Consider the following 15,174-nt stretch of genomic DNA (forward strand, 5'->3'; position numbering starts at 1 on the left):
TCAGCCGCCCAGAAAGAAAGCGTGCTCACGCACGCCTTCAGTCGGCTCTTCATCGCGTTCGCGAGATCGGCGCGGTGGCCGATCCCGGACGACGACTTACAGCGCTTCGATAATGCCCGCCGCACCCATGCCGGTGCCGATGCACATGGTGATCATGCCGTACTTTTGCTGACGACGACGCAGGCCGTGCACCAGCGTGGCCGCACGGATCGCGCCGGTCGCACCGAGCGGATGACCGAGTGCGATCGCGCCACCCAGCGGATTGACCTTGGACGGGTCCAGCCCGCTGTCGCGGATCACCGCCAACGCCTGTGCGGCGAAGGCTTCGTTGAGTTCGATCCAGTCGATCTGGTCCTTGGTCAGGCCGGCTTGCTTGAGTGCCTTGGGAATTGCCGCGATCGGGCCGATGCCCATCACTTCCGGGCGCACGCCTGCCACCGAGAAGCTGACAAACCGCGCAAGCGGGGTCAGCCCGTAATCCTTGATCGCCTGCTCGGAGGCCAGCAGCACCGCGCCGGCGCCGTCGCTCATCTGCGAGGAGTTGCCCGCAGTGACGCTGCCGCCGAACTGCCCGTTACGGAACACCGGACGCAGCTTGGCCAGGCCTTCCAGCGAACTGTCCGGACGCGGGCCTTCATCGGTGTCGACCAGGCGCTTGCGCAGCGCGATGACGTTGCCGGCCAGGTCGGGCTGGTGCGAGAGGATTTCGTATGGCGTGATCTCATCGCGGAACTCGCCTGCGGCAATGGCCGCAATCGCCTTCTGATGCGAGGCCAGTGCGAACGCGTCCTGATCTTCGCGCGAGACCTTCCATTCTTCGGCAACCTTCTCAGCGGTGATGCCCATGCCATAGGCAATGGCCACGTGGTCGTCGGCGAAGACGTTCGGCGACATCGCCACCTTGTTGCCCATCATCGGCACCATCGACATCGACTCGGTGCCGCCGGCCAGCATCAGGTCGGCATTGCCCAGACGGATCTGGTCGGCCGCCATCGCCACGGCCTGGATGCCCGACGAACAGAAGCGGTTGATGGTCTGGCCAGCCACGGTGTTGGGCAGGCCAGCCAGCAGCACGCCGATGCGCGCCACGTTCATGCCTTGCTCGCCCTCGGGCATCGCGCAGCCGATGATGGCATCGTCGATCCGCGACAGATCGATGCCCGGCGCCTGCGCCACCACCGCACGCAGCACGTGCGCCAGCATGTCGTCGGGACGGGTATTACGGAACACGCCCTTCGGCGCCTTGCCGACCGGCGTACGGGTGGCGGCAACGATGTAGGCTTCTTGAATCTGCTTGCTCATGGCTATCTCCGGTAGCCGGGAATCGAGAATGGGGAATCGGGAATCGCAAGTGCGGATTCGCCTGAGTTCGCCATCTTCATCGCCCGGCAGAATTAATGGGGAGAAGCGGGAAATCGGTGGGGCTTTTACCCATTCCCGATTCCCCACTCCCGATTCTCAGTTCCTCAACGGCTTGCCCGTCTTGAGCATGTGGCCGATGCGCGCCTGGGTTTTTTCCTGCTGGGCCAGTTCGACGAAGTGCTTGCGCTCCAGCTTGAGCAGCCATTCTTCGTCCACCAGCGCGCCGCGATCGACTTCGCCGCCGCACATTACCGTGGCGATGCGGGTGGCGATTTCATAGTCGTATTCACTGATGAAGCGGCCTTCCAGCATGTTGACCAGCAGCATCTTGAAGGTGGCGATACCGACGTCGCCGGCGACCTGGATGCGACGTGCCGGCAGCGGGGCGCGGTAGCCGCCTTCCGCCAGTGCACGCGCTTCGGCCTTGGCGATGTGCAGCGCCTCGAAGCTGTTGAACACGATCTTGTCGGTAGCGCGCAACAGGCCCAGTTCCTGGGCGTTGACCGCCGAGTTGGAGACCTTGGCCATCGCGATGGTTTCGAAGGTCTTCTTCAGTTCGGCGAACACGTCGCCGCCCGGACCTGCGGCGATCGAGGCGCGCACCGCGATCTCCTTTAACCCGCCGCCGGCCGGCAGCAGGCCGACGCCGGCTTCGACCAGGCCGATATAGCTTTCCAGCGATGCGACGGTCTTGGCGCTGTGCATCTGGAACTCGCAACCGCCGCCCAGTGCCAGGCCGCGCACGGCCGAAATCACCGGTACCTGCGCATACTTGATGCGCTGGCTGGTGGCCTGGAAGTTAGCGACCAGCGCTTCGAACGCGTCCACCTTGCCAGCCTGCAACAGGCCCAGCGCGCCAGCCAGATCGGCACCGGCGGAGAAGGGCTCCTTCTGCTGCCAGATCACCAGACCGGCGAAGTCCTTCTCGGCACGGCCAACCACGTCCTGCAAGCCGTTGAGCACATGGTCGGACACGGTGTTCATCTTGGTCTTGAAGCTCACCACCGCGATGTCGTCGCCGTCATGCCACATGCGCACGCCGTCGTTTTCGAACACGGTCTCGCCCGGCGAGAATTGCTCGCCCAACAGCGGATCGGGGAAGCGCTGGCGCTTGTAGACCGGCAAGGCAGAACGCGGCAGTTTGGCGTCGTGCGCCGGGCTGTACGAGCCTTCGGCACCATGCACGCCGTCGCGGCCATCGAACACCCAATTCGGCAACGGCGCGCTGCTCATGCTCTTGCCGTTGGAGATGTCTTCGGCAATCCACTGCGCCACCTGCTTCCAGCCGGCGGCCTGCCAGGTTTCGAACGGCCCCAGCGACCAGCCGTAGCCCCAGCGGATCGCCAGATCCACATCGCGCGCGGTCTCGGCGATGTCGGCCAGGTGATAGGCGCTGTAGTGGAACAGGTCGCGGAACGTGGCCCACAGGAACTGTGCCTGCGGGTGCTGGCTCTCACGCAACTTGGCGAACTTCTCGGCCGGGTTCTTGATCTTGAGGATCTCGACCACTTCGGGTGCGGCAGTGCGATCGGCGGCGCGGTAATCCTGCTTCTGCAGGTCCAGCACCACGATGTCCTTGCCGACCTTGCGGAAGATACCGGCGCCGACCTTCTGGCCCAGCGCGCCCTTCGCGATCAGTGCGTCCAGCCACTTCGGCGACTTGAAATACTGGTGCCACGGGTCGTCCGGCAGCGTGTCGCCCATGGTCTTGATCACGTGCGCCATGGTGTCCAGGCCGACGACGTCCGAGGTGCGGTAGGTCGCCGACTTCGGGCGGCCGACCAGCGGGCCGGTCAGGCCGTCCACTTCATCGAAGCCCAGGCCGAACTCCTGCGTGTGATGGATGGTGGACAGGATCGAGAACACGCCAATGCGGTTGCCGATAAAGTTCGGGGTGTCCTTGGCGTACACCACACCCTTGCCGAGCGTGGTGACCAGGAACGCTTCCAGGCCTTCCAGCACGGCCTTGTCGGTGCCCTTGGCCGGAATCAGCTCCGCCAGGTGCATGTAGCGCGGCGGGTTGAAGAAATGCACGCCGCAGAAACGGTGGCGCAACTGCTCGGGCAGCACGTCGGAGAGCTTGTTGATGCCCAGGCCCGACGTATTGGAGGCAAGTACGGCGTGATCGGCCACATACGGGGCGATCTTCTTGTACAGGTCCTGCTTCCAGTCCATCCGCTCGGCGATCGCTTCGATGATCAGGTCGCAATCGCGCAACTGTTCCAGGCCGCTCTCGTAGTTGGCCGGCGTGATCGCCTCGGCCAACGCCTTGCTGGCGAGCGGGGCAGGGCTGAGCTTGCCGAGATTGGCGATGGCCTTGAGCACGACGCCGTCGGCCGGACCTTCCTTGGCAGGCAGGTCGAACAGCACGGTGTCGACGCCGGCATTGGTGAGGTGCGCGGCGATCTGCGCGCCCATGACGCCGGCACCGAGCACGGCGGCGCGACGAACTAGCAACGGATTGGACATAGCAATTAGCCTCTTGTGGAGCGTTTACGGTGTGGAATGAGCGCGGAAACCAGGTTCCGCGAAACGAATGAGTTCGCGCGCGGCACGCGCACGATGGTCGGCCTCGCTGACGCCCGCCGGGCGCTTGATCAGCCCGAAGTCGGCCATGGCATAGGTGAGCGCACCGGCCAGAAAATCCAGCCGCCAATACAGCTCTTCCTTGCTCAGGCCCGGCACGCAGCCGGCGATGGCCTTGCCGAATTCGCGCAGGACATGGCCGTAATGGTCGGACAGGAATTTGCGCAGGTTGTCGTTCTTTTCCGCGTAGGCGCGTGCGATCACCCGCACGAAGGCGCCGCCGTTCTGGCGGTCCTGTGCCATCGCCAGCGCCGGTTCGACGAAGGCGGCCAGCACTGCGGTGAGTTCGCCCGGCTGCGATTTCTTTGCCGCCTCCAGCTGTTGCAGGCGTGCAGTGGTCATTTCGTCCATGCGACGGCGGAACACCTCGTTGACCAGGTTTTCCTTGGAGCCGAAGTGGTAGTTGACCGCGGCGATGTTGACGTCGGCCTGGGTGGTCAGCTGCCGCAGCGAGGTGCCGGCAAACCCGTGCTGGGCGAACAGCTCCTCGGCGGCACCGAGGATGCGGTCCTTGGTGGAGAAGTGGGCGGGCTTGGGCATGCGCTGGGGTCGGACTCAATCAAACGATTGTTTGAGTCTACGGGTTTGGTTGCGGGCAGGTCATGCGGCAATGCAGCACGATTCAGGGGGCGGTGTGCAAACACGGTGGCGAAGAGATAGAATTGGCTATCGCAAAGAAGCCTAAGCCCGCGTTTTGACGCGGGTTTTTTTCATGATAACCTCGGGTCTTTAGTGGCCCGCCCAACGGAGAACTTCCCATGGCGCTGGAGCGCACCCTGTCCATCATCAAGCCCGACGCCGTCGCCAAGAACGTTATCGGTGAAATCTACAGCCGCTTCGAGAAGGCTGGCCTGAAGGTCGTGGCCGCCAAGTACAAGCAGCTGTCGCGTCGTGAAGCCGAAGGCTTCTACGCCGTGCACCGCGAGCGTCCGTTCTTCAATGCGCTGGTCGAGTTCATGATCTCCGGCCCGGTGATGATCCAGGCGCTGGAAGGCGAAAACGCCGTTGCAGCACACCGCGACCTGCTGGGCGCGACCAATCCCAAGGACGCTGCGCCGGGTACCATCCGCGCCGACTTCGCCGATTCGATCGATGCCAATGCCGCGCACGGCTCGGATTCGGTCGAGAACGCTGCCAACGAAGTTGCGTATTTCTTTGCCGCCACCGAAGTGGTCTCGCGCTGAGGCCGAGAGAGTCGAATCGTGAATGAGGTTGTGATCCCATCCGTGTTGCAGGACGTTCCCGTCCGTTCCCCGGAACTGCGCAAGCAGAACTTGCTCGACCTCGATCGCGAGGGACTGGAGCGCTTCTTTGCCGACACGCTCGGCGAAGCGCGTTACCGTGCCCATCAGGTGATGAAGTGGATTCACCATCGCTACGTCACCGATTTCGACCAGATGACCGACCTCGGCAAGGCATTGCGTGCGAAGTTGCACCAGCATGCCGAGGTACTGGTTCCAAATGTCGTCTTCGACAAGCCGTCGACCGACGGGACCCATAAATGGCTGTTGGCCATGGGCACCGACGGCAAGAACGCCATCGAAACGGTCTACATCCCCGACAAAGGCCGCGGCACGCTGTGCGTGTCCTCCCAGGTCGGCTGCGGGTTGAACTGCACGTTCTGTTCGACCGCCACCCAGGGCTTCAATCGTAACCTCACCACTGCCGAGATCGTTGGGCAGGTCTGGGTGGCGGCGCGCCATCTGGGTAACGTGCCGCACCAGCAGCGCCGCCTCACCAACGTGGTGATGATGGGGATGGGCGAGCCGTTGATGAATTTCGATAACGTCGTGCGCGCGATGAGCGTGATGCGCGACGATCTGGGCTACGGCCTGGCCAGCAAGCGCGTGACCTTGTCGACCTCCGGCCTGGTGCCGATGATCGACCGGCTGTCCACCGAAAGCGATGTCTCGCTGGCGGTTTCGTTGCACGCCGCCAACGACACGCTGCGCGAGAGCCTGGTGCCGTTGAACAAGAAGTACCCGATCGCCGAGTTGATGGAGTCCTGCGCGCGCTACCTGCGTGGCAACAAAAAACGCGACTCGGTGACCTTCGAATACACCCTGATGAAGGGCATCAACGACCAGCCGGAGCATGCGCGCCAGTTGGCCAGGCTGATGCGTCAGTTCGACAATACGGTGCAGTCCAAGGACGCCGGCAAGGTCAATCTGATTCCGTTCAATCCGTTCCCGGGTACGCGCTACGAGCGCTCTGGCGAGACGGAAATTCGCGCATTCCAGAAGATTCTGCTCGACGCGCAGGTGCTGACGATGGTTCGCCGTACGCGTGGCGACGACATTGATGCGGCGTGCGGGCAGCTCAAGGGGCAGGTCATGGACCGCACCCGTCGCCAGGCGGAATTCCGCCGCACATTGGAAGGGCAGGCCGATCGAGATGCGGCAGCGTGAACTTGCGTTAATGGCGGCCGTGGCGATCGCGTTATGCGCGGTCGGCTGCGGTGGTCGCAATGCCAAGGCCGGTTCGGCCAAAAGCGTGGAAGAAGTCGCGCCGGTCTATTCGTTCCGCGACAACAAGGCCACCAAAGATCGCCTGGCGGTGCAGGAAAAGCTTGGCCTGGCCAGTAACCGGATGCAGACCGGTGACTATGCGGGCGCCGAAGAGCAGATTCGCGCCGCGTTGAAGAAAGATCCGCAGTCGGTGGACGCCATCGGCATGCTGGCCCTGATCCAGGGTGGCCGCGGCGATGTCGCCGGTTCGGGCGCATCCTATCGCCGCGCCGCCGAGCTGGCGCCGCAGCGCGGAGATGTCTTGAATAATTATGGCGCGTGGGTATGTGCCAATGGGTCGCCTGCCGAATCGCTGATCTGGTTCGATCGCGCATTGGCCGACCGCACCTACGCATCGCCTGCGTCCGCACTCGGCAATGCAGGTGGTTGCGCACTCAAGGCGGGGCAGCCCGAGCGCGCGGCGAGCGATTTACGCAAAGCGCTCGAACTGGATCCGAGTAATCCCTATGCGTTGGAGTCGATGGCGCGGCTGGAGGCCGGACGGCGCAATTATTTTGAAGCACGTGCTTTTATCGAACGACGGCTTGCGGCTGCACCGGTAACGGCTTCCGTGTTACAACTCGCCATTCAGATTGAGCAAGGGCTAGGCGACAAGGTAGCTGCCAGCCGTTACCAACAGCGGTTGGTCAAGGAATTTCCTGACGCAGCGACCGCTAACCCCGGGGCCAATGCATTGTGATCAGTGATTCCAATCCGAACCCTTTCGAGCAGGAAAAGGGCTGCGGGCCGCAGTTACGCGACGCACGCGAAGCGGCAGGCCTGAGCATTGACGATGTCGCCGGCAAGCTGCGCATGCCGGCACACGTGGTGCGGTCGCTTGAGCAGGAAGACTGGCAGCGCCTGGGCGCCCCGGTTTTTGTGCGCGGTCAGTTGCGCAGTTATGCGCGGCTGCTGCATATCGATCTGGAGTCTTCGCTGCAGCAAGCCAGCATCGCGCCGATCGAACCGGTGAAGCTGGTCAGCCATACCCACACGCCACGTGCGCGCCGCATTTTCGAAAGTACTGCGCGCAAGGCGATGTATGTCGTGATCACCGGTGTGTTTGCGGTACCGGTCTGGTACGCAACACGCTCGCATCTGGACGGCAGGTCGCCGAGCACGGTGTCTCTGGACAGCATGCCGGTCGCAGCGAAGACAGGCACGGCCGGTAACGCTTCAGCGCAACCGGCCGCAGCGCCGCGCGAGCAGCCGGCGCCGTACATTGCGTCGATGACCCCGGTGCCGCGCGCAACGCCCGAAGCCGAAGCAGTACCGGCAGTGGCGGATGCTGGCAAAAGTCTGTCGTTGAGTTTCAGTGGCGACAGCTGGGTGCAGATCCTGGCGCCGGATGGCAGCGCAGTCGAAAAAACATTGATCCGTGCCGGTGAGCGTCGCAGCTATTCGCCGGGTCAGGTGGGCCGCATCGTGCTTGGCAATGCGTCGGCGGTAGAGGTTCAGCAAGGCGGCAGTATCGTCGATGTGAAACCGTTCCAGCGCGCTAACGTGGCCCGTTTTGCGGTATCCTCCGACGGCTCCGTGGTACCTGCTTCCGAGTGAAGCGGACTGCGGTTTTTCATTTTTCCCTTTTGATGTTCCGCGCCTCCGGGATGACGGAGCGAGAGTACGCATGGCGATCGACGATCTGCTGGACGAACACGAACAAGGCGAACGCGTTCGTTCCTGGTTGAGAAAGAATGGCGCGGGACTGGTGGGCGGCGTCCTGCTCGGTCTGGCCCTGATCCTGGGCTGGCAGTGGTGGCAGAAGCACACCACCACCGAATTGGTCGAAGCCAACGCGCGTTATGAAGCGGTGGTGAAGTCGATCCAGGGCAAGGACCTGGACAAGGCGGCCAAGGACATCGTGGCGCTCGACGACGGCAAGGGCGGCATCTATGCCGAGCTGGCGGCGCTACGTCTGGCCAAGGCGCAGGTCGATGCCGGCAAGAATGCCGAAGCGATCAAGACGCTGCGCGACGTGCCTGCACAAGGCGAGCTCAAGCAGATAGTGCAGCAGCGTTTGGCACGCGTGCTGACCGAGAGCGGCAAGCCGGACGAGGCGATCAAGCTGTTGGCCGATGCGCAGGATCACACCAGCCTGGAGATCCGCGCCGACGCGTTGGTCGCGCAGGGCAAGGCCGATGAGGCGCGTGCGCTTTACGCCAAGGCATTGACCACGGTGGATGTGGCCTCGCCGCAGCGCCGGTTGCTGGAAACCAAGCTGATGGATGTGGGCGGCAAAGTGCCCGATCCGGCGGAGCAGATTTGATGAAGCAGGACACCATGTACAAGCGCATTGCGTTGATCGCCCTGATGGGTATGTCGTTGGCGGGTTGCAGCACGGTCAAGGGCTGGTTTGCCGGTAAGGATGCTGCCGCCAAGAAGGCGCAGGAGCCTGCCGAGCTGGTCAAGTTCGAACCGTCGGTCAAGGTCGACAAGATCTGGTCCACCGGCATCGGCAAGGGCGAAGGGCACATTGGTGTGCGTCAGCGCCCGGCTGTGGCCGATGGCAAGGTGTACGCCTCGGCGATCACCGGCGGCGTGCAGGCGCTGGACCTGCAGACCGGCAAGCGCGTGTGGGAGTACAAGCCAAAGAAAGAAGAACGTAACGATCGCAAGTTCAAGCAGCGCCTGTCCGGCGGTCCCGGTGTTGGCGAAGGCCTGGTGGTGATCGGGACGCTGTCTGGCGATGTGATTGCGTTGAACCAGGCCGACGGCACCGAAAAGTGGCGCGCCAAGGTACCCAACGAAGTGATCGCCGCGCCTGCCATTGCACAGAGTCTGGTACTGGTGCGTAGCAACGACGGTCGCGTCAGCGCCTTCGATGCGGCGACCGGCGAGCGTCGCTGGTTCCATGCCGAGGAAGGCCCGACCCTGTCGGTGCGCGGCAATGCGCCGATCGTGACGGGCCCAGGCGTGGTGTTCGTCGGCAACGATAGCGGCACCTTGAGTGCGCTGGCGCTGCAGGATGGCCGCCCGTTGTGGGAGCAGGCCATCGGCGTGCCGGAAGGTCGCACCGAGCTGGAGCGCATGTCCGACGTGGACGGCGCACCGGTGGTGGATGGCACCACGCTGTATGCCACCAGCTTCAAGAACGAAACGCTCGCGCTGGAAGGCCCGAGCGGCCGTCCGCTGTGGACGCGCGATCACGGCGGCGCCGGTGGCGTTGGTGTGTCGTCCGCCATGGTGGTGGTGTCCGACAACGCCGGTTCGGTGTGGGGCCTGGACAAGAGCAGCGGTGCGGCGATGTGGTCGCAGGCTGCCTTGGCGCGTCGCTCCCTGACCGGTGTGGCGCATCCAGGGCGATTACGCCGTGGTTGGCGATTACAAGGGTTATCTGCACTGGCTGAAACTCAGCGATGGTGCACTGGCCGCGCGCGCTCGCGCTGGACGCGACACGCTGCTGGCGCAGCCGATAGTCGTCGATGGCATTCTGCTGGTACAAAACACCGACGGCGATCTCACCGCCTTCCGGTTGGCACAATAAGGACCTTGCGATGCTGCCCCTGGTCGCCCTGGTTGGACGGCCCAATGTCGGCAAGTCCACCATCTTCAATGCGCTGACGCGCACCCGTGACGCGCTGGTCCACGACCAGCCGGGCGTCACCCGCGACCGTAACTACGGCGTCTGCCGTCTCGACGAGGAGCGCCCCTTCATCGTGGTCGATACCGGTGGTATCGCCGGCGACGAGGAAGGCCTGGCCGGTGCGACTGCGCGTCAGGCACGCGCTGCCGCAGGCGAGGCGGATCTGGTGCTGTTCGTGGTCGATGGTCGCGAAGGCGCCTCATCGCTGGACGACGAAATTCTGGCCTGGTTGCGCAAGCTCGCGCGGCCGACTGTGCTGGTCATCAACAAGATCGACGGTACCGACGAAGAGACCGTGCGTTCGGAATTCGCGCGCTACGGCTTCTCCGATGTGGTTGCGCTGTCTGCTGCGCATCGGCAGGGGATCGACGAACTGCTTGAAGAAGTCGGTGCCCGTCTGCCCGCGGAAGGTGCCGGCGAGTTGTTGGATACCGATCCGGCGCGCGTGCGTATCGCCTTTGTCGGTCGCCCGAACGTGGGCAAGTCGACGCTGGTCAATCGCCTGCTTGGCGAAGAGCGCATGATCGCCTCGGAAGTGCCGGGCACCACGCGTGACTCGATCGCCGTGGATATGGATCGCGACGGTCGCCAATACCGCTTGATCGACACGGCAGGTCTGCGTCGCAGGGGCAAGGTCGAAGAGGCGGTGGAGAAATTCAGCGCGTTCAAGACGCTGCAGGCGATCGAACAATGCCAGGTCGCAGTGCTGATGCTCGATGCCGGCGAAGGCGTCACCGATCAGGACGCGACCATTCTTGGTGCAATCCTGGACGCCGGCCGTGCGCTGGTCGTAGCGATCAATAAGTGGGATGGACAGAGCGACTATCAGCGTGCGCAGGCCGAAGACCTGTTGTCGCGCAAGCTGGGCTTTGTCAGCTGGGCCGAGGCGGTGCGGATTTCCGCGTTGCATGGCTCGGGCATGCGCGAGCTGTTCCAGGCGATCCATCGCGCGCATGCATCTGCCACGCATGAGTTCAGCACCAGCGAAGTGAATCAGGCACTGGAAATCGCCTACGAAACCAATCCGCCGCCGAGCATTCGTGGCCACGTCTCCAAGTTGCGCTATGTGCATCCGGGTGGCGCAAATCCGCCGACGTTTATCGTGCACGGCACGCGATTGAAGGTGCTGCCAGAATCCTACAAGCGCTATCTGGAAAACTTCTTCCGCAAGCGCTTCAAGCTGGTGGGGACGCCGGTGCGTTTCATCTTCCGCGAAGGCTCCAATCCGTACGAGGGCAAGAAGAACACGCTTTCGGACCGTCAGGTTGCGCGCAAGCGGCGTTTGATGCGGCACGTCAAGGGCAAGTAAGTCTTTGCCGTATGCCATGGCGCCTAGGCGCCGTGGCATCGATGGATTGCAGCAGCATGTGCTGGGTAGCGAGCGGCGGGTAATGCGCCCGCATGCGGCGTCTGGATGACAGGCCTACGGGGTAGGCCCCGAGCAGTGATGGCACGCTGGTATCCTTCATGCCATGAACGACTATCCCACCCGTATTGCTTACGCGCAGGCGTTGCAGATTCTGCACGCCGTCGCCGGTGCTAATCGTCCGCCCGACGAAAACATTGCCACCGCGCGTGCCGATGGCCGCATCTCTGCCGCCGACCTGATTGCGCCACTGGCGTTGCCGCCATTCGCCAACAGTGCGATGGATGGCTTTGCATTTCGGCATGCCGATCTGGCTGGCGCGCAGACACGCTTGCAGCTTGTCGGCGAGCAGTTTGCCGGCGAGCAGTGGGGCGGCACGCTGGCCGAAGGGCAATGCCTGCGCATCACCACCGGTGCCCCGCTTCCAGCAGGTGCCGACACCGTGGTACCCAAGGAAGACACCGAGGAACGCGACGGCGTGGTCACCATCCGGTCCACACCCAGCGCGGGTGCATCGGTGCGCTTGGCCGGCAGCGATGTACGTGCAGGCGATCTGGTGATCCAGACCGGGCAGGTGCTGACTCCCGCGCGTATCGGGCTGGCTGCGGCGCTGGGGATGTCGCGACTGGCGGTGGCACCGCGGCCGACCATCGCGGTGCTGGCCACTGGCGATGAGTTGGTGGAGCCGGGCATGCCGCTTGGCCCCGGCCAGATCTACAACAGCAACCGCGACATGCTGATGGCGCAGCTGCGTGCGCTGGGCTATGCGCCGACCGCGTGGCCGACCTTGCCGGACGATCCGCAGCGCATCCGCACCATGCTGGAAGATGCGGCGGCTGCCTTCGATGTGGTGATTACCTGCGGCGGTGTGTCGGCTGGCGAAAAGGATTATCTGCCGGGACTGATCCAGGAGTTGGGGCAGATCCATTTCTGGCGTGTGCGTATGCGTCCGGGCATGCCGGCGGTGTTGGGCCAGATCGGGCGCTGCCTGGTGTTGGGGCTGCCGGGTAATCCGGTGTCTGTCCTGGCAACGTTGATCGCCTACGGTGTGCCGCTGCTGGACGGGTTGCAGGGACGCAGCGAGCCGCGCCCGGTGTGGCACGCCGCGCTGGCCAGTCCCTGGGAAAAACGTCACGAGCGCCTGGAATTCCTGCGCGGCCGCTTGGAATGTGGCACCGACGGACGTCTGAGCGCGCAGCCGCATCGTGGTGACGCTTCGCATCTGCTGCGTGGCGCGGCCGACAGCAATGCCCTGATCGTCCTGCCGGAGCAGGCGCGTCGCTTCGAGGCGGGCGAGATCGTGCGGGTGATTCCGTACGCGCTGTAGGCATACGACCAAGAGCGGCTCACTCAACGTGGTGAGCAGTCGTCAAGTGGTGTGGACGGCGCGCTCAGAATCGGTGTGTACAAGTGATTCCGAGCACGGGCCGCTCTGCCTAGCGGCTGCAACGTCGTTTTACTAGCTGCTCTAATGACTCGTCTGAGCGGCGACGCTGCTGTCGCGAGGGCAAGAAGGAAGCGGTGCGGAGAACGTGTGCGGCTTAGCTTCGCCGCGCTGCAAAAGCCGCTGTGGTACGCCGGCGCCTGAGGTGGGTTCGCTCAACGCGTTAGCGCGTCAACCGACGTTGATTGGCCGCCGAGTCGCGCCGGCGCATCTGCGCCGCTAGCGCGATCAGGGCGTTGATTGGACGTTGCAGACCTGCAATGCCGCTTCGAAAGCTGCGCTCAGCCGACTGCGCTGCCGCAAAAGGACGCGTAGTCCGCATAGCCGGGAAATGCGACACCCGGCGCGCATAACGGGCAGTGCGGGTCGGGCGGCAGGCGGATCTCGCGAAATCGCATCGACAGCGCGTCGAAGCTGAGCAGGCGGCCGCTCAGGCTGTCGCCGATGCCAAGCAGCAATTTGAGCGCTTCGGCGGCCTGCAATAGCCCGATCACACCCGGCAGCACGCCGAGCACGCCGGCTTCCGCGCAGCTGGGCGCAAATTCCGGCGGCGGCGGCTCGGGGAACAGGCAGCGGTAGCACGGCGCCTGCCCGCGATTGCGGCCGGCATCGAACACGCTCACCTGTCCTTCGAACTGTTGCACCGCGCCGTAGACCAGTGGCTTGCCGAGTTTGACGCAGGCATCGTTGAGTAAATAGCGCGCCGCAAAGTTGTCGGCGCCATCGACCACCACATCGACATCCTGCAACAACGCTTCCACGTTGTCGGCGGTCACGCGTGTCTGCACCGCCTCGACGTGCACGCGGGGATTGAGCGCGCCGAGGCGCTGCGCCGCCGAGTCGACCTTGGCAGTGCCGACGCTGTCTTCGGTGTGCAGGATCTGGCGCTGCAGATTGCTGCGGTCGACGACATCGTCGTCAGCCAGGCGCAGGTGGCCGACGCCTGCGGCAGCGAGATAAAACGCAGCCGGCGAGCCCAGCCCGCCAGCGCCGATCAGCAGCACGCGCGCACGTGCCAGCCGCTGCTGGCCTTGCAGGCCGACCTGCGGCAAGCGCAGATGCCGCGAATAGCGCTCGAGAAAATCCTGTTCGTCCGCCGGCAGTGTCGGGCGCACCAACGGCAGGCCATCGCTCATCCATGCAGTGGTCCCGCCAAGCACCGATGCCACCTGCGTGTACCCCTGTGCATGCAAGACCTCGGCCGTGTGCGCGGAGCGTTTGCCACTCTGGCAGATCAACAGGATTTCGCGTGCTTGGTCGGGCAGATGCTGGGTGGGTGCAGTTTCAAGATCGTGTTGCGCAATCGCCAACGCACCTTCGGCCTGGCCGCTGGCGCGCTCATGCAGGTGCCGGATATCGATCAACAAGGCGCCTTGCAGGGCGCGTGCACGCGCATCGGCGGGGGAGAGGTCATGGCTGTTCATGGCGCCATTGTCGCGCAAACATCGGGGGTTTGATGTGCGGTGGCTGACGGTGGGGATCGAGTGTACCCAGGCCGATCCTCTGGCCTTCGAGCGCGGTGTCGAAGAACCCTTTACAACGCCATCTTGGCGATGACTGTACGAAGTCTTCTGCAGGTGTGGCCCGCACCTGGCGCAGAAATTCTGCGGCAAGCTTCCGGCGATAACTGCAGCAGATCGATCAGCATCGCGAAGTGGCTGCACCTTGCGTTCAATCACGAGCTCAACAACAACCCGACGCTGCTGGCCGGAGCGCGCAAGTGACTAGGAACCACGACCAATCACTGCCTGGGTTGCCAGCGCGCAGATTTCCCACGCGAGATTGCAGCGCTGGTACGTCCGTAGCACTACGGATTTTCGTTTCTGCCGATGGCGTGGCGTGCTGCATTGTCATCAGGCTCACCCAGGCGGCGGTAGCGTAGCGGAATGGTCTTGCGTTGGATGTTCGTCAGACAGATGCGGACGGTCTCTGGAATCTGCGTGTTCGCGTCAACGCGCAAGTTATGCGCCGTCCGAATCCACCTGAGCATTCTTCGCTACGTCTTATCCCCCGCGCTTGGCTACAGAAGGAGAGATCTTGATGACACCCGATATCGATGCGCAATTGAAACAGCTGGTAGAACACTTGCCTGAGATTCGCAGCCAGCATCCGGACGATTTTTGGGACGTGTTCCACGCACGTGCCGAGAAAATTACTGCTGCTGCCCAGTCGCAGGAAGAGGCCGCGCAGATTGTTAAACGGATCGATGAAATTCTGGCCGCCAATCAGCTGGGACCAGCAGACCCTGGGGCGTGAGATCGCCGCTGCTCGGTTGCCAATCGCGGGCGATAGCGCATGAGTCGGTGCGACCTATTGATCGATTTGC

12 protein-coding genes and 1 pseudogene are annotated in these 15,174 nt (G+C 63.7%); 9 read left to right on the top strand and 4 right to left on the bottom strand.

The window, feature by feature from the left end:
* Positions 1 to 96: 96 nt before the first annotated feature.
* From ACZZ0O_RS16700 to ACZZ0O_RS16710, 3 genes are all read right to left on the bottom strand, one after another.
* On the bottom strand, positions 97 to 1,302 hold the full coding sequence (locus tag ACZZ0O_RS16700) for an acetyl-CoA C-acyltransferase (protein WP_463591309.1): 1,206 nt from the start codon (positions 1,300 to 1,302) through the stop codon (positions 97 to 99).
* A 156-nt stretch (positions 1,303 to 1,458) separates the two neighbouring features.
* Entirely contained in the window at positions 1,459 to 3,831 is a 2,373-nt protein-coding gene (locus tag ACZZ0O_RS16705; protein WP_115527757.1) for a 3-hydroxyacyl-CoA dehydrogenase/enoyl-CoA hydratase family protein, read from the bottom strand.
* A 24-nt stretch (positions 3,832 to 3,855) separates the two neighbouring features.
* Positions 3,856 to 4,488: a TetR/AcrR family transcriptional regulator gene (locus ACZZ0O_RS16710; protein WP_065467771.1), complete on the bottom strand. Its 633-nt coding sequence runs from the start codon at positions 4,486 to 4,488 to the stop codon at positions 3,856 to 3,858.
* 218 nt (positions 4,489 to 4,706) lie between these two features.
* On the opposite strand from ACZZ0O_RS16710, the gene ndk reads away from it, so the two are divergent.
* From ndk to ACZZ0O_RS16750, 8 genes and pseudogenes are all read left to right on the top strand, one after another.
* A complete protein-coding gene (ndk, locus tag ACZZ0O_RS16715) occupies positions 4,707 to 5,132 on the top strand; it encodes a nucleoside-diphosphate kinase (RefSeq protein ID WP_002812972.1) in 426 nt (141 codons plus the stop codon).
* Positions 5,133 to 5,150: 18 nt separating this feature from the next.
* A complete protein-coding gene (rlmN, locus tag ACZZ0O_RS16720) occupies positions 5,151 to 6,356 on the top strand; it encodes a dual-specificity RNA methyltransferase RlmN (RefSeq protein ID WP_055854364.1) in 1,206 nt (401 codons plus the stop codon).
* Between the two features lie 10 nt (positions 6,357 to 6,366).
* The gene (gene pilW, locus ACZZ0O_RS16725; protein WP_115562001.1) at positions 6,367 to 7,155 is read left to right on the top strand and encodes a type IV pilus biogenesis/stability protein PilW; all 789 of its coding nucleotides are present in this window, start codon (positions 6,367 to 6,369) and stop codon (positions 7,153 to 7,155) included.
* On the top strand, positions 7,152 to 8,012 hold the full coding sequence (locus tag ACZZ0O_RS16730) for a RodZ domain-containing protein (protein WP_463591310.1): 861 nt from the start codon (positions 7,152 to 7,154) through the stop codon (positions 8,010 to 8,012). Before pilW ends, ACZZ0O_RS16730 begins: the two co-directional genes overlap by 4 nt.
* A 70-nt stretch (positions 8,013 to 8,082) precedes the next feature.
* Complete coding sequence (locus tag ACZZ0O_RS16735; protein WP_055854356.1) at positions 8,083 to 8,721, top strand: YfgM family protein; 639 nt, start codon at positions 8,083 to 8,085, stop codon at positions 8,719 to 8,721.
* Positions 8,721 to 9,939 (top strand): annotated as a pseudogene (gene bamB / locus ACZZ0O_RS16740) (outer membrane protein assembly factor BamB). Before ACZZ0O_RS16735 ends, bamB begins: the two are co-directional and overlap by 1 nt.
* A 10-nt stretch (positions 9,940 to 9,949) precedes the next feature.
* Positions 9,950 to 11,347, top strand: coding sequence for a ribosome biogenesis GTPase Der (der, locus tag ACZZ0O_RS16745; protein WP_115527763.1), 1,398 nt, complete (start codon positions 9,950 to 9,952; stop codon positions 11,345 to 11,347).
* 163 nt (positions 11,348 to 11,510) lie between these two features.
* Positions 11,511 to 12,731: a molybdopterin molybdotransferase MoeA gene (locus ACZZ0O_RS16750; protein WP_463591311.1), complete on the top strand. Its 1,221-nt coding sequence runs from the start codon at positions 11,511 to 11,513 to the stop codon at positions 12,729 to 12,731.
* Between the two features lie 398 nt (positions 12,732 to 13,129).
* Here ACZZ0O_RS16750 and moeB read toward each other — a convergent pair whose 3' ends face one another.
* Positions 13,130 to 14,272, bottom strand: coding sequence for a molybdopterin-synthase adenylyltransferase MoeB (gene moeB / locus ACZZ0O_RS16755; protein ID WP_463591312.1), 1,143 nt, complete (start codon positions 14,270 to 14,272; stop codon positions 13,130 to 13,132).
* Between the two features lie 616 nt (positions 14,273 to 14,888).
* Here moeB and ACZZ0O_RS16760 point away from each other — a divergent pair.
* Positions 14,889 to 15,104, top strand: a complete 216-nt coding sequence (locus ACZZ0O_RS16760) for a hypothetical protein (protein WP_463591313.1) — start codon at positions 14,889 to 14,891, stop codon at positions 15,102 to 15,104.
* The last annotated feature ends 70 nt before the right edge of the window (positions 15,105 to 15,174 follow it).

The organism is Xanthomonas sp. AC360, from assembly GCF_979258225.1.